This is a genomic window from Ruegeria sp. CDSC042 (genome assembly GCF_059610745.1).
Genome location: NZ_JBXWOF010000016.1, coordinates 16905 through 35878, shown reverse-complemented (window position 1 = coordinate 35878; position 18974 = coordinate 16905). Strand labels below are relative to the sequence as shown.

The 18974-nt window shown below is 53.4% G+C and carries 8 protein-coding genes and 3 pseudogenes; 6 read left to right on the top strand and 5 right to left on the bottom strand.

Going from position 1 to position 18974, the window contains the following annotated elements; translation table 11 throughout:
* The 3 genes and pseudogenes from AC2FHX_RS20840 to AC2FHX_RS20830 form a co-directional block, all read left to right on the top strand.
* Nucleotides 1-83, top strand: a pseudogene (locus tag AC2FHX_RS20840) (IS6 family transposase); the annotation flags it as partial.
* Between the two features lie 66 nt (nt 84-149).
* Nucleotides 150-1013 (top strand): TniQ family protein, encoded by an 864-nt coding sequence (locus AC2FHX_RS20835; RefSeq protein ID WP_496703633.1) that lies wholly within the window; start codon nt 150-152, stop codon nt 1011-1013.
* A gap of 137 nt (nt 1014-1150) precedes the next feature.
* Nucleotides 1151-1615, top strand: a pseudogene (locus tag AC2FHX_RS20830) (IS6 family transposase); the annotation flags it as partial.
* A 339-nt stretch (nt 1616-1954) separates the two neighbouring features.
* Here the strand turns inward: AC2FHX_RS20830 and AC2FHX_RS20825 are convergent.
* Together AC2FHX_RS20825 and AC2FHX_RS20820 are read right to left on the bottom strand one after the other, a co-directional pair.
* Nucleotides 1955-4648 (bottom strand): autotransporter outer membrane beta-barrel domain-containing protein, encoded by a 2694-nt coding sequence (locus AC2FHX_RS20825; protein WP_496703635.1) that lies wholly within the window; start codon nt 4646-4648, stop codon nt 1955-1957.
* 752 nt (nt 4649-5400) lie between these two features.
* On the bottom strand, nt 5401-6294 hold the full coding sequence (locus AC2FHX_RS20820; protein WP_496703636.1) for a helix-turn-helix domain-containing protein: 894 nt from the start codon (nt 6292-6294) through the stop codon (nt 5401-5403).
* Between the two features lie 670 nt (nt 6295-6964).
* Between AC2FHX_RS20820 and AC2FHX_RS20815 the strand changes: the two genes are divergently transcribed.
* The gene (locus AC2FHX_RS20815; RefSeq protein WP_496703638.1) at nt 6965-14533 is read left to right on the top strand and encodes a hypothetical protein; all 7569 of its coding nucleotides are present in this window, start codon (nt 6965-6967) and stop codon (nt 14531-14533) included.
* 192 nt (nt 14534-14725) lie between these two features.
* Complete coding sequence (locus AC2FHX_RS20810) at nt 14726-15883, top strand: MFS transporter (RefSeq protein WP_496703640.1); 1158 nt, start codon at nt 14726-14728, stop codon at nt 15881-15883.
* 44 nt (nt 15884-15927) lie between these two features.
* On the opposite strand, the gene AC2FHX_RS20805 is transcribed toward AC2FHX_RS20810, so the two are convergent.
* The 3 genes and pseudogenes from AC2FHX_RS20805 to AC2FHX_RS20795 all read right to left on the bottom strand — a co-directional run bounded on the left by AC2FHX_RS20805 (nt 15928) and on the right by AC2FHX_RS20795 (nt 17727).
* The gene (locus AC2FHX_RS20805) at nt 15928-16194 is read right to left on the bottom strand and encodes a hypothetical protein (protein WP_496703642.1); all 267 of its coding nucleotides are present in this window, start codon (nt 16192-16194) and stop codon (nt 15928-15930) included.
* Between the two features lie 395 nt (nt 16195-16589).
* Nucleotides 16590-16754: pseudogene (locus tag AC2FHX_RS20800) on the bottom strand (IS6 family transposase); the annotation flags it as partial.
* 64 nt (nt 16755-16818) lie between these two features.
* Nucleotides 16819-17727: a LysR family transcriptional regulator gene (locus AC2FHX_RS20795; protein WP_496703644.1), complete on the bottom strand. Its 909-nt coding sequence runs from the start codon at nt 17725-17727 to the stop codon at nt 16819-16821.
* A gap of 90 nt (nt 17728-17817) precedes the next feature.
* Between AC2FHX_RS20795 and AC2FHX_RS20790 the strand changes: the two genes are divergently transcribed.
* The gene (locus tag AC2FHX_RS20790; protein WP_496703645.1) at nt 17818-18966 is read left to right on the top strand and encodes an alanine racemase; all 1149 of its coding nucleotides are present in this window, start codon (nt 17818-17820) and stop codon (nt 18964-18966) included.
* The last annotated feature ends 8 nt before the right edge of the window (nt 18967-18974 follow it).

Here is an 18974-nt window from a genome sequence, read left to right as displayed (position 1 = left end):
TAGAACTGGTCAACATGATCCGCAAAGGTCAATTCACACCCAAACTCCGTCCGTTTCAGCAGTTCGCCCAACTGGCGAGGTAAACTGCTAATCAATTCCAGTGATGTTCTGCCATCCAAAAAGTTTGCGACAGAACCTGGATGGGTCGCTTGGCGAAGGCTAATCATTGTTCGGTTGAAGAGCTTTGTGGCTATCTGGGTATTGGGCAGGGCAGGGTGCCGGAATGTGCAAGCGATCTGCGGACGGCGAACTGGGCCATGCTATGCGGGGCGGTTCAGCGGTCCCCGGATGAAATCGTCAGCATGGCTCTTCCGGATACAATGCAGCATGACGTGAAATACGCGTCCCGGCATGACTTCCAATATTGCCCGGGGTGTGTTGCTAAATCACCCGATCTTGTACTTCGCCATTGGCGCTTGGCATGGTCGATGACCTGTGAAATCTGCGGCCAGGTCCTGGCAGCCAAGTATCCAGCCAAAGATGTATCAGGCAGACTTCATGCCCGCGCTTTGCGTGGCGCGGAAGTTCTGAAGACGGCTGCTACCACGACCGATCTCGCGCGGTTGCGCCGGATCAGTCTGACCCTGGAAGTCATGTCGGTGCTGAAGATCGGGCGTCTTTGGTCGCTCACCTCTGGGAACAAGCGCGATAGGCTACTGGCGCTTGCTGCGGTCGGTATCGGCACGACCCGTCCCTTGTTGGGTGCCGCCATCATACTGCGAGGAAACGACCTGGCGGCCCGGGAGTTGAGCCGCGTCTTTCCTGAACATCGTCAGATGATCGAGCGGATCCGTGGATTGTCGCAGGACCTCGGTCGACCGCTTCCTGAACTGGGTGAAACAGGGCATCCAACCGGGCATGAAACACTTGGATTGTGCCGCCCAAGAGTGTCGGAGAGCGCTTTGCAGGCCGCTCGTCAGGCCATCTCAGAGCTCGGAGCAGAGGTAAATCGTCAAGCGCTTCTGACACGCGCCGATGCAATCTGGAAGCACTCAAGTGGGGTCAAGTCATAAGCCAAGGAACCTGCGGATAAATTGCAATTAAGGGTACAAAAACGCCCCAGAACGCCGTGAATCCGTAAGTTCTGATTTATTAGGGTACAGTGACAGCTTGCGCGGCTCAGAAACGGAAGGCCAACACGGCGGAATCTAGGCGCATGGATGAGACCTATATCAAAGTTCGCGGTGAATGGGTGTACCTGTACCGTGCCGTCGATCGCGACGGGCAAACCCTTGATTTCATGCTTTCCGAGAAGCGAGACGCCAAGTCTGCATTGAGATTCTTCGCCAGTGCTTTGTGCATCAAAGGAATACCGAAGCAGATCACCATTGACAAAAGCAGGAGCAACGCGGCCGGGATCAAGGACGTGAACAAGATCTTCAAGCGGTTGCAGATGCCGGTTAAGATCGACACCGTCAGGTCGAAATACCTTAACAACAATATCGAGCAGGATCACCGCTTCATCAAGCGACTCATGAGGCCGATGCTCGGCTTCAAAAGCTTCGTCTCAGCTGCAGCGACACTTGCAGGGATCGAGACAGCCCACATGATCCGCAAGGGCCAGCTTGGGTCTTCGACAAGCGGATTCCGTCAATTTGCAGAGATCGCCGGATAAATCCACCCAATCAGAGTGGTAGCTCTGATCAACGCCAAAGTTTGCGACACAACCCGTTCGCTTTCCTCAAACTCTACCGAAAAAAAGCCGCCGCAGCTGTTGCGAGCTGCGACGGCAGTTTAGCGAGCCAGGGATCGGAGTGGAGGCCCGCTAAGGGCGCGTCGAAAACTGCGGGTTCCAAGCGCGTCGCGGTTTGACGTTTCACATCAATGCAGGAGGGGGGAGGCATAGATTGAAACGATAGACTCACGTCATGAAGAACCTCATTTGCGTAGTGATCGCCCCCATTTAGTTCCTGTTAAGGTTCGCTGTGTTGGGTGAGGTTGCATTAGCTAGTTTTCAAAACCTGAACTCAAAGCCAATGTTTCCGCCAAAGGCGTAGTCGTCAGAACTGCCGCCCAGTCCGGTTTCGGCGATAAGTTCGCCAAACACGCGCGTTCGGCTTGACAGTTCGATATTGCCGCCAAGGGCCAGCGCGACGGCGTTCTGGCCACGCTCCGTCAGCAGCGTGTTCTGGCCGAAGGCCACCGAGGTTTCATCGTCGAATGCGTGATAATAGTCGATCTGACCATAGAGAACTGAGTAGTCTGAAAAAGCGCGCTCTGCACGCATCCCGAACCGCGCTGTTAGAGTATCACCATCTACCAATGAGCCGGTTTGACCACCGCCTGCCAGATCCGCAACATCGTCCATGTCAATATCGCTGTACATCAGCTGTAATTGCGGAATGAGCGTCAGCCCGTTTTGCATCGCAAATGGTTTACCGATCTCGACAGATATCCCGTACCCGCTGCTGTCGGTGTCCACAGACTCGCCCCCGTTGGGGCGAGTGGTGCTATCAAAATACCCATAGCGAAGCTGACCGTCGACATAGAGCAGACTATCCGCAACCCAAAGCGCGCTGAGTGTCGCGTCATAGGCGTCGGTCGAGACATCGGCACTGGTCAAAGAAGTGCTTATGTCGGTTGATAGGCTGCTTACACCAAACTCGAGCCCACCAAACACTTGCCCACCCGCGACTTCACCCAGGGGCAGACCGGCGCCAAATCGCAAGCCGCCGCTGTTGGTTGTTACATCCCGGCCACCGGATTCGTAGTGGTCACGCTGTCCCTCGGCCTGAACCCAGACCAAGGGTCGCGTGGTCGATGTCAGTTTGTTAAGCGAGCGACTGACCGTATTGGCTTCAGTGCCGCTGCTTCGCGTTGCAATCCGAACACGCTGCAATGCACTTGAAAAGGCCATGTGATCGCTTGCTTGCTGGGCACTTGCAGCCAGGAAATCTCCACCAGGATTGCCATTCACACCTCCAGGTGTTCCCGGGCGGGTAAATGGCGTCAGAACGAATGTTCCGGCGGCGGCATCGTATTCCAGTACGTAGGAAATGGTGCCATCGCTGATCGCCTGTGCGCCGCTATTTGTAACGAAATCCGCATCAACAAGGCGAAAATCGGTTTCAGTGCTGGAGCCCGACACTCTGACAAGTGTGAACTCCTGTAAACGACCATTGCCGCTGCCTATCTTTTGCACCCCTAAGCCTTGACTGGCCCCTGCGCTGTCACCGTCCACCTGCACGAAATCGTTTGCTCCGTTGGTGAAATTCACATCCAGTTCAATTGTACCGCTGCCTGACAGATTCCGGCCAAAGAACAACTCGTCACCGGCAACGGTGTCAGAAACCGAGATCAACCCGTCATTTAAAACACTGCCGTCCAAAAGATATCGGGTCACATATCCTGCTTGTGCCCGTAGGTTGCCAGTTGCTTGAACAGTCAGATCACTCTCAATGACTGATCCGGGCAACACATTCATGATCGCACCACTGTCAATCTCAATCGTGTCAAACTGATTGGCGAAGAATGAGGTTATTCCCAAATCGGAATCATTGCTTAGCGTCAGGTGTTCCCAGTTCATAAACGGATCGAAGTCAAATCGGCCCGATACCCCCGATAGCGTCAGGTGATCTTCGGTACCGTCGCCGCCGTCAATGCGCGACGGTACACTGATATCCGCAGCCCCTTCAACTATCAGCTCATCCCGGCCGCCGCCCAGCACAACATCACCAAGAACGATAGATCCGTTCTCAACCGTCACCCGGCTGTCGCCTTCATTGTTCGTGATCGCCTGACCGGAGCGCGAAACAACCGTCGCACCACTTAGAATGTCGATCGTAGACAATTGTCCGGCTAAGGTATCAGCAGCGATTGCAGCCCCACCTTGGCTATCGATCGAACCCAGAACCGTGATCGCCAAGGTCCCGGTACCATTGTGTCGTGCGGCAATTCCCGGTCCTCCGCTGGTTATCAAGCCAAGTGCGGTAACCGTCATGTCATAGTCGGTGGTTGCAAGAGAAATCGCGCTTATGCCTTCTCCGTTTGTGCTGTTAATGATCCCGGCATCAATCCGGACATCACCACCTCCGAAATGAACCAAGCGAATACCGGCCAGTCGGCTGTTGACTTCTCCTGCACTTATTTCCACGTCACCGGTTCCTCCAGTGTCTGTCCTCGTGAAGATTCCGTGGGTGTTTTGACCGGTCACATCTCTGGTGTTTATCCGAACTCCCCCGGACCCTCCTTGCCTTACAAAGATCCCTGCGCGTCCAGCCCTGATAATGCCATTTGAAGTAATCTGAATATCGCCTGAAAAACCAAGTTGAACATCCGCATCTATTCCATTGGAGTTCGAGCCCAAGGCAGTGATTGTTGAAGCGACTCCATCGGTGAAGTTGATCGCGCTACCAGTTAAATCAAAAGCATTGTTGCTGGGATAACTGTTGATGTTCAGATCGAAACCCCCCTCGGTTGTTACGATGACTGGTCCGTTTCGATTGATGTAGACAGGGATATCAGAGGCGGGGTTTGCCCCTCCGTTACAGAGAAAACTACCAGGGGTGGCGGTCCCCGAGCAAACACCTGCATGAGCAGTTCCACCGCCAAAAATAAGAGCCAAGCCAAGCACACCTGATGCGGCATGTCTGCCTAGTCGCCCAAGTAACGGTGCAAAACTGGCCACCTGACCCTTGTGTTTTGTCATACGCCCTCCCCGCAACAGATATGATGACTGATATGCGGGCGTGATGTTTGTGATTTTTCTCTTCAAAGTTCCGATCCCTAACTACTTAATTTGCAACCAGGAATTGCCATGTCGTTAGAAATGCACTCCGGGATTATCCCGAATTTATTTCCGGTAGTTTCAGGTGATACGGGCAGCCATTCTTTCAATTCCAGCTGCGAATTCGCACTGCATTGAATGCTGAACCAACGCAAACGCCTTCACCTGCCAAAACAATTGACAATTCAGTATTCGACTGACAAGTTTGCGGTTATTAAGCCGCTGAAATCGTTAATGAAAATAAAGTGCGCACCTATTTACACCTTTAGCGTGTAAAAATAATACGGCTCGAATGCGGCAGATCACTGTCTCCACGTCTCAATCTGATTCTTCGTAAATCGGCTAAATCAAATGCCGGATTACTGTTGAAGAAACAGTGAAGCCAAGTTTCTGCTCGGTTTGGGAGCGCATCTATGGCTCAAGTTCGCACGGCAAAGGCAATGTGGTCAGAAAGTGGGTCAATCAACTCTGATTGGAACTGGCGATTCAGGGATCGCATCTAGTATTTGGTCATATACTGGCGATGGGTCTTGAGCCTAGAATAAGCTGATGGTTTCAATCGAAACGGGACCAAAACTTACAATTGAAATTCCCAAGGTCGCAGAACCCAAGTTTCTCAGACAGCTAACGCGTTGTACCGTGTCGTACCCGGGTTCGTTTCTAACCAGTATCAACTATACCAGATTTGTGACTTGGATTTCACCCGTGCCAAGAACCTCAGATGGCTTAAAGCCAAATTCGTTTTTGAAAGCACGCGTAAAGTTCCCGGCATCATAAAAGCCGAAACTCTCCGATACCCGGCGTACGGCTCCGCGTTTCGATGTCGTGTGCTTGAGTGTCAACAAGGTGCGGTGCAATCTTCGTTTTATGATATAGGCTTCTACACCGCCGTCAGCTTCGAATAGACGGTACAGGCTTGCGCGGGATACCGCGAATTCGCTTGAAAGCTTGTTGGCGTTCAGCGTCGTGTCAAAGATGTGTTCGTCGATATAAGCGTCAATCGCCAGCCTACGGGCGCGTGAAACATTGCCCCGATTAACGTCTTTTCGATTGGCCAGAATAAGGTCGCGGACCAGATCTGTTACTTCTTCAATAGCGTCAGGCACGTCATTTGCGGGCATGTAGGGCATACGTTGGACTACATTCTGCAGGGCAGTTCCAATAAGCGCGCCTATTGATGAATCCAATGAATGAAACAGGTGCTCTGTGTGTTTAGAAGGATCAAACCCGACAGCTTCAATTGGGACGTAGAGGCCCGCTGTAGTCGCATCTTCCAAGGCATCTCGATACTCGCTACCCGAATGCATATGGGTCGTCGAAACTTTGAATTCTGATCGGTCGCCTGAAGTATGGCAGTGCTCGACCCCCGAATACAGGATCTCAATCGCGAAAACGTCATTCAGTGAATGCTTGTTGGGAATGCGAGAAAAGGCAAGGCCATTCCACGTTCCGGCGGAAAGGGCAAAACTGTCTGCGAACCACATCTTTTGGTCGATACTCACCCGCTCGAGATCTGTTGCCAAATCAACATCAAATCCCTCGCGATTGGTGTCCAACGCGAAATCCATTTGTTCTTCCAGTGAGCACGAAGAAGTCATCGTTAACATCGGCACTGGGTCATGACCCTCTTGGGCAGGTTTTCCTGTGCTGCTCACTTGCTCACAAATGCTCCATCATGGCTAACCGATGTAACAAAACTCACTCCGCTCGGTGCCGAATGTGACATAAGCCAGTGTGTCGTTGTTTAGTGTCCCGGCGCTGGTGGCATCGTATGGATCAATACTCCCGTGCCATTCCTCAACATCAGGACACAACCATAGGTCAGCTTCTAAACTTAACATACACCTAAATGAGTATTTTCAGAGTTTGTTTCAATTATGGCGAAAATACAAACGGGTTTGACGTGTATGTTTCTCGGGAACATGACCGACCAATTGCAGGTCGATCCGTTCAACTCCGATTTCTGAACTAGGAGTTGTCTCACATTCCGCGGGCTAAGTTGAACTAAAGCGGTTCTGATGTAGTCCATCTCGACGACCTGCCTGATGGCAGATCAAGGGCCGCCCACCCAATAAGGTCCAGAAACTACAGACACTTTTGAGGTAAAGATCGCGGTCATTTCCTCAGTTGCAGACTGAGACGCTGTGACAATGAACGACCCGGATTGAATTGTTACGTCTTGGATCAAAATGAGTGAGCCGAGGTTTGCTCTGAAGAACAAAAAAACGGGTACGTTACATGAAACCGATTTCAACGATTTCGCATGCTTTTGTCATGTCCGGAACACCCTCATCCCTGGTTGTGATGTTCACGGTTTTTGGTTGGTCGCAGGCGCTGGCAGATGAATGCTACTTCGAATCCGACGTGACCACCTGGCGGTGTCAGGGCGATCTCACTTCGTTCAAAGAAGAAGATACGGACGGGTCCGATACGGCAGGCGGTGACTACTATGGTATCCATATGGATCAGCAGACGGATTTCCTGAGCAATGAATCAGACAGTGTGAACTATGGCCTCTGGTTTACGTCCACAGGCAAAGAAGGTGAGAACCACACTGACGACAGTACGAGCGGTCGCGAACTTGAGATCGTCGTTGACGGTCAAAACGGTGACGAGACTTATGGCATACAAGTGACCGGGAGCGTCGTTTACTCGACCAGCACAGGTGGAAAAGGGCACAGCGGAAACGACAATGGCAGCGACACCTCGACCTCAACTCATGAAGGTGGCGATGGACGCGACGGTGGAGCCGGTGGCCCAGTTTTGTTGTATTGGGATTCTGGTCTCATGTCGGGCACCGACGTTACCCTCGGGACCTATGGCGGAGATGGTGGAGAAGGCGGTTCGGGAAAGTCTGATCTAGGTAACGGCCATGGCGGTGAGGGTGGAGCCGGGGGAAGTGGTGAATCGATCACGCTCAGCATTGGAAAAACACAAGGCGTTGATACCGATATTCAACTTTTGTCGGTGACTGGCCAAGGTGGTGAAGGCGGCCATGGCGGTGAAGGCTTTAGCGTGTTAAAGACCGCAACCGGAGGTAAAGGCGGCGTCGGTGGGGCCGGTGCCGACATCGATTTCACGCTCTACAATTACCTGAACAACGAACAAACTGGTACGCAAACCTATCTGAACGTTTCATCCATCGGCGGCGAGGGTGGCCATGGTGGCAACGCAAGTGGTGATCTGGATGATAGCAAGGCTGGAAATGGTGGAACCGGTGGCGATGGCGGTGACATTAATTTCGATGCAAGCCAAGGGTATATCATATGGTATGATCACGATTCCGTTGAGCCGACTTTTACATTTAAGTCGCAGGCCGGGCACGGTGGGTCTGGTGGCGATGGAAGCAATGGTTACAAAGCTAGCGGAGGCGACGGAGCCGAGGGTGGTATCGGCGGAGACGTTATCGTTGACCTAAGCAATAGCGGCAACATAATTGAAAACTACCATCGGCCAGTCATTGTGTTGCAATCACTTGGTGGTAGCGGCGGCGATGGGGGCGATGGCAGCGGCGGATTGTCGAGTGGGAAATCCGGTGGCGGTGGCGGCGGTGGTGGTGCCGGCAATGTAAGTTTGGATTTCAACGGACATCTGGATGCTGGATCCTCGGACAGCGGGGTCTATGGTTTGGTCTTGCAATCGGTCGGCGGGCTTGGTGGGGTAGGCGGCTCAAGCTCTGGCCTAGACACTTATGGAGCTAGCGGGCAGGCAGGAGGAGCATCCGCCGGAGCGAGTTTGACACTTTATGATGAGACCACCATTGTCACGAATTCCGACTATGGCGTTGCTGCTTATGTTCAATCGGTTGGCGGCGGAGGTGGCATCGGCGGCTCGGCCGACGGGATTGTCGCGCTAGGTGGCGATGGATCAGCTGGTGGTGACGGTGGAGCGGTATCCTTCACGGGTCGTGGTGCCGTCAATACCAACAAAGACTACTCGGATGCCATTGTCCTGCAAAGTCAGGGCGGCTCCGGTGGGGCATCGGGATCTTCGACCGGACTTGTTGCCATTGGCGGCGATGCGGGTTCCGCCGGTGATGGCGGCGCAGTCACTATAGATCTTAACGGAACGATCGGGACCATAGGTGCATATTCTGATGCTTTGCACGCCCAGACAATCGGCGGCGGCGGTGGTCGAGGCCATTCTACCAGCGGAATGACCTCAATTGGCGGTACTGGCGGCGACGGTGGTAATGGTGGCACCATTAATGCCACCCTAAACATGGCCGTGGGGTCATCCGGTGGAGCGACTATCTCTACCGAAGGCGAGGATTCCGACGGAATCTTTTTGCAGAGTGCCGGCGGTGGCGGCGGATCAGGGTCGAATTCGATCTCGGTCGGCGCAGAGTTCTCCTCTGCGATTGGTGGCAATGGCGGAGCTGGTGGCGATGGCGGGGCCATCGCCGTGGTCGGTACGGGAACCGGTGCTGTTGAAACCCAGGGTGACCACTCGACCGGCATTTACATGCAATCGATTGGCGGTGGCGGCGGAGATGGCGGATACGGCATTTCGGCCAGCGCAGGTGCAGTGATTGATATGTCCGTAGGTGCCGGTGGCGATGCCTCAGCTGGCGGTGACGGCGCTGCGGTGTCCTTTACCGGAGCGAATGGTGCCTCGGCCATGACAAGCGTGACAACTGCAGGAGATCATTCTGCAGGTATCCATGCCCAATCGGTCGGCGGTGGCGGCGGCACTGGTGGAATGTCCATTTCTTCTGCAAATTCTTCAAACATTGCGGCCAGTACGTCTATTGGCGGTGAGGGCGGAACCGGCGGTGACGCCAGCGCTGTGACGGTGAGCAGTGCCGGTAATGTGGCCACGTCCGGAGACAATTCCACCGGCGTAAAGGCACAGTCTGTAGGCGGCGGTGGTGGGGCGTCCGGCATCTCGATTGATGCCAATGCCGTTTCGGACATCAGCCTCTCGGCTGCAGTTGGACGTGCCGCAGGTAGTGGTGGATCTGCTGACACGGTTTCCGTGGATATCACTGGAACAGCTGCAATTTCATCCACGGGTGACGCCTCGGATGGTGTTTTCGCACAAAGTGTTGGCGGCAATGGCGGCAATGCAGCGCTCGTTGTCGCAGCAACTGGTTCGTCGACAGCTGATGCGGACTTGTCTATCGGCGGAGCCGGTGGCGCAGGTGGCGATGCTGGCAGTGTTTCGGTTTCCATGGATGATACCACTGCGGTTAGCACAGAAGGAAGTTCTGCAATCGGGATCAACGCGCAATCAATCGGTGGCGGTGGCGGCCACGGTTCGATGACAATTGCGGGATCCTTAACGAGTTCGGGTGCAGTGAACTTTGCGGTTGGAGGAACAGGTGGCGGCGGTGGCGATGCTGCGGATGTGACTTTGGGAATAGCCAGCACGATCTCTACAGCTGGAGACAATTCCATTGGGATCCTGGCTAAGTCGGTTGGCGGCAGCGGAGGCAGCGGCGGTATCTCGATCGCAGGAGACGGTACATCGACCGGAGCAGCCACAGTATCAGTCTCAGGAAACGGTGGCGGAGGGCACAAGGCTGGGAATGTCTCTGTCTCCACGGACAACCTCGTGCAGACTGCAGGAGATCATGCAACTGCTGTCAAGGCTATGAGCGTTGGCGGCGGCGGTGGTAGCGCTACTGCCGCGATCTCGGGCACGACATCCTCGATGGGGCAGGCTCAGGTCACAGTTGGTGGTGAAGGTGGCGGCGGTGGAACCGGCGGAGATGTCTCGGTTGAACAGTCGGGCCAAGTGCTAACTTCAGGTGACTATGCGGACGCAATCATGGCTATGAGCCTAGGTGGCAGCGGTGGTCATGGTGCGTTCTCCGCGGCAGGTAGCCTGAGCGCGGGAGAATACTCAGCGCAAACTGGCGTTACTATTGGCGGCGCCGGTGGTGGCGGCGGTTCGTCAGGTACCGTTACGGTCGCAACTTCAACATCTACGGTAAACTCGTCGAACCTGATTACGACCTACGGCTATGCTTCACGGGGTATTCTTGCCTCGAGCGTTGGTGGAAATGGTGGATTCGGTGGTTCGTCCTATTCGGGTGCACTCACGCTCAGCTCTGACGCTGGAATGCAAGCCGATGTAACAGTTGGCGGGGACGGAGGATCAGGCGGCGTTGGCGATGATGTGAGCGTTGAAAACACGATCTCGATTGTCACCGCTGGCGCTTATTCTGACGGGATCATGGCAACGTCAATTGGTGGTGACGGCGGTTATGGTGGGAATGCTGTTGCTGCTGCGATCCAAATGGCCGAGAGCAGTAGCGCAAACTTTGAAGCTGCCGTAGGCGGGTCGGGTGCAGGGGGCGGAACTGCAGGTGACGTTTCCGTAACGAATTCGGCCGCCGTGACAACAAATGGTGTAGAGTCGCACGGCCTTTATGCCCAGGCCGTCGGTGGCGGAGGCGGTCGCGCTGGAAACGCAGGGACCGCCATTTTCGATTATACCTCCAGCCAACAAGGTACGACCGACAAGACGGGTAACGTCAATGTTGGGATTTCGGTCGGCGGCAAAGGCGGCAGTGGCAACCATGGCGGTGATGTCACGGTCAACAATACCGGCAACATCAAAGTGGGATACGAAGAATACGACGATGACGGTAACAAGGTGGCGGACCGTATTTCTTACGGTATTTTTGCGCAATCCGTTGGGGGTGGGGGCGGTGACGGAGGCTCCGTTTCGGGTTACAATCAAAGTATTGTAGGGGCATGCACCTTCAACAATGCGGTCCTGCCAAGCTCGGTCACGTGTGCCTCCTCAACCGATGAGGATTCACCCAAAACAACCTACTCGGCGAAAGCCAGTATCGAGATTGGTGGCAACGGATCAAATGGCGGCGATGGTGGTGCGGTTGTCGTAGACAACGCTGCAACGATTGAGACAGAGGGCACTGAAAGCTACGGCATCTTTGCACAATCGATTGGAGGCGGTGGCGGCAACGGCGGCGGTGGTTCGCTGGGGCTTGAGTACGTTCTGCCGGATGCCACGGCAGACGAAGTTCTGGGGTATATCTCGGCTGCAACAGGTCAAGGCTTTAGCAATGTCCGTTCTTTCACATCCGTTTCCGCGATAGTTGGTGGCCAAGGGGAAAGCGGCGGTGATGGTGACGCTGTTACTGTCACCAATTCCGGTTCGATCTCGACCGCAGGATTTGCGGCAGACGCAATCCTTGCGCAATCCATCGGCGGAGGCGGCGGCAATGGCGGCACCGCGTCGACGGGTGCGGGTAGTATTGGTGAGTTCGCCGTTGGTGGAACCGGTGGAAATGGCGGAAATGGCCATACGGTCGAGGTTGAGTCGACAGGTTACATCGCTACCACAGGAATTGATGCAATGGGCGTCTTCGCTCAGTCTGTAGGTGGCGGAGGCGGTCGCGCAGGCGCTGTTGCGCGTGCGTTGACTGGTGAATTTGGCGTTGATCTGAACGTTGGTATTGCCGTGGGGACAGCTTTGGTCGCGGGCGACGGTGGCGACGGCGGTGAAGTCGACGTTACAATTGGAAATGCAAGCAACGGGTCTGGGGGAATATCCACGACCGGCATTCGCGGACATGGCGTTTGGGCTCAATCGATTGGCGGTGGTGGCGGTGCGTCAAGCTGGGGCGGCTTGATTACCGATGCTGAAAGCGAAGCCATATCTTGGGCCGGTGGTGGAGCAGACAATGGTGCAGGCGGTGATGTGAATGTCACGGTGAATGCACCTATATCGGTCTCGGGTGCCGGTGCTGTGGGTGTTTTTGCTCAAAGTGCCAGCGGAGCGGATGTTGATGCTGGCTCCGCTGGTGGTCAGGATGCAGGTGATGTGACCTTGATCGTGAATAGCGATATCACCGCGACCGGAGTGGATGGCCGTGGCGTATTTCTGCAAAGCGATGGCTATGATGGCGATGGTGCGATCTCGTTAACGGTCAACGAGGGGGGATCGATCACCGCCAGCGAAGACACGACAGAAGCCATTCTTTGGGGAATGGGGAACAGTGACAACAGTCTTGTCAACCATGGCACCATAAAGCGGTCAGAAACATTTTCCTCGGAGGGTGTTACATATGGCTATGCGTTGAAGAACCATGATGGCGAAATGGCTGTGGACAACTACGGCATCTGGGAGGGCTCAGTATCGCTGGTTGCGACAAAGGGAAATGGTTCTGCCACCGAGAATGCGTTTAACAACTATGAGAACGCATTGCTTGGTCTTGGAATTGTTTTCGATTTAGGGACAAGCACGTCACAATTGACCAACGACGGCACTATGTCAGCCGGGTCAATCGGTAGCGTGGGAGGAACCCTGGGCGATGTGGCCACCACTCAGCTAACCGGTTCAATCACACAATCTGATACGGGATCTCTTTGGGTTGATTTCGACTTTGACAGCAACTCTGGCGATTTGATCTCTATTCAGGATGGCCCTGCGACCCTTGCAGGGACTGTCGTGGCCAACCCGGTTGATCATTTGCCTATCAATAGCGCGACAGGAAGCATTGAGATTGTCCACGGAGCAACTACTGTGGAAACCACCGATCTGACTGTTAGTGACACCGCTATTGTCACCTATAGTCTGGCAAAGACTACCAGCAATGGGGAAGATATTCTTTCGCTAAATTATGATGTTAACTATGCGGCCTGGGAATCTGAGCCGATAAGTTCTGGGGTGAATGACACCCGAGATACTACGCGTTCTCAGCCCAGCGTTTATGCCTCCAATCCAAACCTAAATTCGGTTGCAGGATACCTGGGTAGACTGGCAGACGCACGAAACACCGCTGTCGCGTCGGGCAGCGATGAGTTCGCAAATGTGGATGCATTTGTTTTCCCGTTACTTGCCGTCGAAACAGTTGAGGAAGTGGTCGAGATTTACGAGCATGTCGCCAGTGCAGATGTCTTACGTTTGTCGGACGCGTCATTGCGAAGCTCATACCGGTTTTCAGAGCGTCTGATGTCTTGCCCAGAAGCGAATGAAGACGGGCAGATTTCCTATTCGCATGAGGGAACTTGTTCATGGTTTTCCTTTGGTGGCCTGACGCGAAATGCGGACGCAAACAATGGCGATCTTTCATTTGATGAAAACACTTGGAGTATCGCAGGGGGTGCTCAGATTGAGGTCTCGGATGGATGGTTCTTGGGCGGTGCGTTGTCCTACGAAGGCGTGAACTACAGCACATCAATTTCTTCTGGCGATGGCGACCGATACAACGTCGGTGCGGTCCTCAAACGCGAAAACAAAAATCGTACCTATGCACTTTCGCTGTCAGGTGGACGGGGTGACTATAGCCTGACCCGAAATGGTCTAGACAGCTTCAGTGTGTCGCCGACTGAAAACGATATCTCCAATAGCTGGCTGGCGCTACATGGGCGTGTTTCGCAGCTCTTTGAACGGTCTGGTGGCTCATTCATCGAACCTTACTTCGACCTTGGCGTGACGTGGGTAGGACAAGATGGGAGCGAAATCGGTGGATCGCTGCCGTTCAGTCTTGATATTGGTTCTTCATCGACAACCAAGTACTCGATAAACCCAGGTGTCGAATTCGGATGGGATCTTGAAACCAAAAACGGCCCGATGGATATGCGCTTTGGCGTTGGCTACCTGGGCATTTTTGGCGATGACTTTGAAAGCGACGTCTCGGCAGTTGATCACGCCGCAACTGCGGGGACCTTCAGGTCGACATCGAATTATGACGATCAGTTCTTTGAGCTAAAGGCACGCATTGCAGGCCGGATTGGCAAGCAGACAACTCTGAAACTCTCGGTTGGCGCACTATTGGGTGAGAATGAACAATCATTTGGTGGTGACTTGAGGCTTTCATACCTGTTCTGACTTGCTGATAGAGTATTGCGCCTTTTTCCGTCTGGGTGGATTGGAAAGGTATAAGGCGATCTTCGATCGTCTCGGCCATGAAGGAGTGCTACGAAAAGCACATGCTTACAACGAAAGCACTTGAACCAGTTATGCCGAGAGTTGAAGGTTGAGGGCGGTGGTTTTCGCATTTTCCAAAGAGTTTTGCTGCTTATGGTCGGATTGATTCAGCTCGCAGAGACGCGCCCTGCAATTGTTGCATTCGTAGCCCAAGGTATGTTGTGGGGAGCAATTGCGGCGATGGTACCCGGATTTGTCGAACTGACGGATCCTACGGACACCGAACTTGGGATCGCGTTTTTGATATCAGCCATTGGCGGTGTGGTTGGGATGCTGGCGGCACCCTTGGTCGATCAGAGGCTCAGAGCCTATTCCATGTCCATCACAACATGCTTGGCGGCACTGCTCCTGCTTATTCCCGGTCTGGTGACTTCGATATGGTGGCTGGCTGCAACGTTTTTCTTCATATCATTTTGGATTGGCCAAAGTGATGTGCTGTCGAACGCGCGTGTTTCCGAAGTTGAAGCACGTCGCGAGCAACCACTTATGGCGATGACCTGGTCATTCTATTCCTTTTCGTACGCAGTCGCCGCCTTCATGGCTGGTCTGGCTCGCGAAGCAGGGTATTCGACTTTTTCCATCTTGTTCGGGATTTGCGTTCTCATGTTAGCTTTGTCCTTTTGGATGCGCGCAGAACCTGCGAAAAAGATCACGGATAGTGTGATTGGCCGTTCAAGGTTGGGACTTGTATTCGCAATGGTGTCAGCGATCATCTTTATTGAATACCTTGCCGGACAACCCACTAGCGACTGGTCAGCATTGTTTATTGAGCGGGATCTGGGCGGCGATCCAGGTGAAGGATCTTATGCTCCAGCACTGGCAGCTTTGGCCAACGGTATTGTACTGCTTACCGGGAATTGGCTAGCGCAACGAATAAAGTCGATTATCGTACTTGCTACCGCGGCTACTGCAGCGGCAATAAGCCTCGCGATCGCAGCAACCGCCTCTGTACCCACTCAAGCCTATGTTGGTTTTACGATGGCGTCACTTTCTCTTGCATTGATTTCACCCTTTGCACTTACCATCCTCGGGCAATACGTGTCCGACAATCACCGTGTCTTCGCGATTACCCGAGCTTCTGCAATAGGGAACATAGCTTATGTTGTTGGTCCAATACTCATTGGCTTCACATCTGACAGCATCAATCTAGCCTCGGCATTCTTGGGAATTGCAGGGCTGGTCACGCTCATCCCCTGCATCTTGGTTCCCTGCATAGCGCTCGGCGCAAAGACATCATCGCGGCAAGTGTAGTATTTTGGGCTATTAAAAGGCTCGAATGTGATGTTGAACTGCAGTCAAGACGTAGTCTCTGGCAACTCAAAACAGTTTTTTTCGGAATTGATATAGGCAACGGCCTCGTTAATCATCGCTTGCGCGTGCTCGGCACTCTTTGGCTCAACAATCAAAGTACCTGATATGTACTGGGCAAGCTGCGCCTCTAATTGATCTATCAGATCAGCTGCCAGCCAAATTGGATAGGCCTTAGGATCAGTTAAATCCAGGATGCCTAAGTTGTGCAACTCAACCGCGTGTTGCCGCAACCAATAGGTTGTTTCAGGCATGCATGGTTCTCCTACTTATGCACAAGCGGCTGCGGCTACAGTTGTGCGGTGTCTCCGGGATTCTCTAAGCTTCTTTTTTTCACTGATTAACAAACGCACTGACCATCAAGCTTTTCACCCGGAGACAAGAAACATGTAGTGTAGTGCTATCGTGAATTCTCTGGAATCCTGGTCAATTTCTTTGCTGCTTTTGTCAGATTAGTCGACTGCAACAGGATAGCTCCAATTCCACGCGTTGATTATTTGAGTGGTTTGAACTGGACTACGAACTCCCGTGATACAAAGAACAACCTGGTGAACATAGGGTAGGTCCGTTCCGGCCCAAGTTCATTGTCATTGGGTCTCAATCTTCGCTAATTTGCGATCGGGAAGCCTCGTTTTAGCGTGTTACTCTTCGAGTATTTCACCACCCACCTTTTCAACGTGGCATGGTCAACTCGGATACCGCGCTCAGCCATGATCTCTTCCAAGTCACGAAAGGACACCGTGTACCGCAGATAGAAGAAAACAGCGTACAAAACTGCGTCCTTGGGGAAATGACAGCCCTTTAACAAGATCATGCTCAGGTAACCTGTTCGAAAATTATTCGACCAGTAAAAACCTCAGATCATGCATGCTCGTCAACTAGACCCCAGAGTTTGCGACACATCCTTCCTCAATGAGTTTGTCTATGAGGCGCTCAACACGTTTCGTTCTAAGTGATTTGGGACTAACAAGCGCAATAACGTCAGCGCTTGAAAGCGTGTATTCTTCCATGACAAGCCTCAGCTTATTTTCTCTTAGTTCCCTTGCAATGCTCCATTCCGAGCGCATTACAATTCCCAGCCCCTGACAGGCCCAAGCCTTGACCACCTCACCATCGTTGCTGGCAAAGGCCGGGCGAATTCGGACCGAGTGGCGAGAGCCTTTTGGGTCCTTAAAACCCCACATTGTAACATCAGCCTGATCCTCGCGTATTACACCACAAGCATGCTTAAGAAGCTCTTGAGGGTGACGTGGTTCTCCATGCACTTTGAGGTAATCCGGTGTTGCACAAAGGAACCTTCTATTTGATACGAGTTTTCGCTGAATCAATGTGGAATCAGCGAGTTGGCCGATGTGGATGATTATATCCCAATTGTCGGAGGCAGCAGCGCCGTAGGGGTCATCGCTCAACACGAGGTCTGGTGTTATGCTAGGAAACTCCAGGACAAGTTTTCCGATGATTGGGGCGATGTGGATACGGCCAAAACCAAAGGGTGCGATGATACGAAGGGGGCCAGCTACGTCCCCGCGTAAACCCACAAGTTCATCGTTTAGGCGTGACAGATCGGTAAGAACCGTCTTGGCACGGCGTGCAAGCCTGTCCCCTTCTGCAGTCAATACGACTGGGCCGCGACCCCTTTCGACCAAACGCAGACCAAGCCGAGCCTCGATCTGTGCTAAGCGTTGCGAAACCGCAGACGGCGTCACTTCTAATTCACGTGCAGCCGCTGCCAGTGATGGTGCCGCGGCCAAAGTTGTGAAGAACTTTAGATCAGGTGTTTCAAGCATTAAGTTCAGCTTAATGCAAGATGCAGTTCATGTTAATAGAGGCTGACGAAAATTTCCGCTAAAAGTCTGACATTACGCAAAGGAGTCGCAATGTCATTCGAAGAAACCCAACTCAAGAATTTGCAGACCCCTGCACTCGTTCTTGATGAAACCAAGATGATGCGGAACATCCAACGTCTTGCCAAACAGGTAGACGGCTTGGGTGTTTCTTTGCGCCCACATTTAAAAACCGTGAAATCTACAGAAATCTCGCGCCGTATACTGACAGACGGGTCTGGTCCGGCCACAGTTTCGACTCTCATTGAAGCCGAAGTTTTTGCCGAGGCAGGGGTCAAAGACATCATCTATGCCGTGGGGATCACGCCTCAGAAGCTCGACCGAGTAGCGGCCATTCGCTCTAAGGGTTGTGATCTCGCCGTCGTTCTCGACAGTGTCGCGCAAGCCCAGGCCGTCGCAGATGCTTCTGCCCGTCTGGGATTGGCCATTCCTGCGCTTATCGAGCTGGATTGCGACGGTCACCGTAGCGGGGTTGTTCCCGGAGACCCAGTTTTGCTTGAGATCGGTCGCGTGTTGCATGATGGGGCAGCTGAGCTTCGCGGTGTGCTCACCCATGCGGGTGAAAGCTATGAAATCCAAGGCCGCCATGGTCATGAGATTTTTGCCAAACAAGAACGTGACGCTGCCGTTCAGTCTGCCAATGCATTGCAAGATGCTGGCATGCCTTGCCCCGTCGTGAGTATCGGATCTACGCCAACTGCACATTCTGCCAGCAAACTGGATGGTGTCACCGAAGTCCGCGCAGGCGTTTATGCGTTTTTCGATCTGGTTCAGGCGGGAATCGGTGTTTGCGATCTTGATGACATCGCACTTTCTGTCCTCACAACTGTTCTCGGTCACCAACACCAAAAAGGTTGGACCATCGTAGATGCGGGATGGATGGCATTGTCGCAAGATCGTGGCACGGCAAACCAACGTATCGATCAGGGCTATGGCGTCGTATGTGATGAAGCCGGACACGTGATCCCCGACCTAATTGTCATTAAAGCAAATCAGGAACATGGAATCATCGCGCGCTGGCCAGGCAGCGAACGTGAGTTGCCCGACCTCCCTTTGGGCACCCGCCTTCGCATTTTGCCAAACCATGCCTGTGCCATGGCCGCGCAATTCACTGAATACAACGTCATTCCCGCAAATCACGAGGCTGACTTGCATGTCTGGCCAAGGTTCGGCGGTTGGTAGGAGAAACA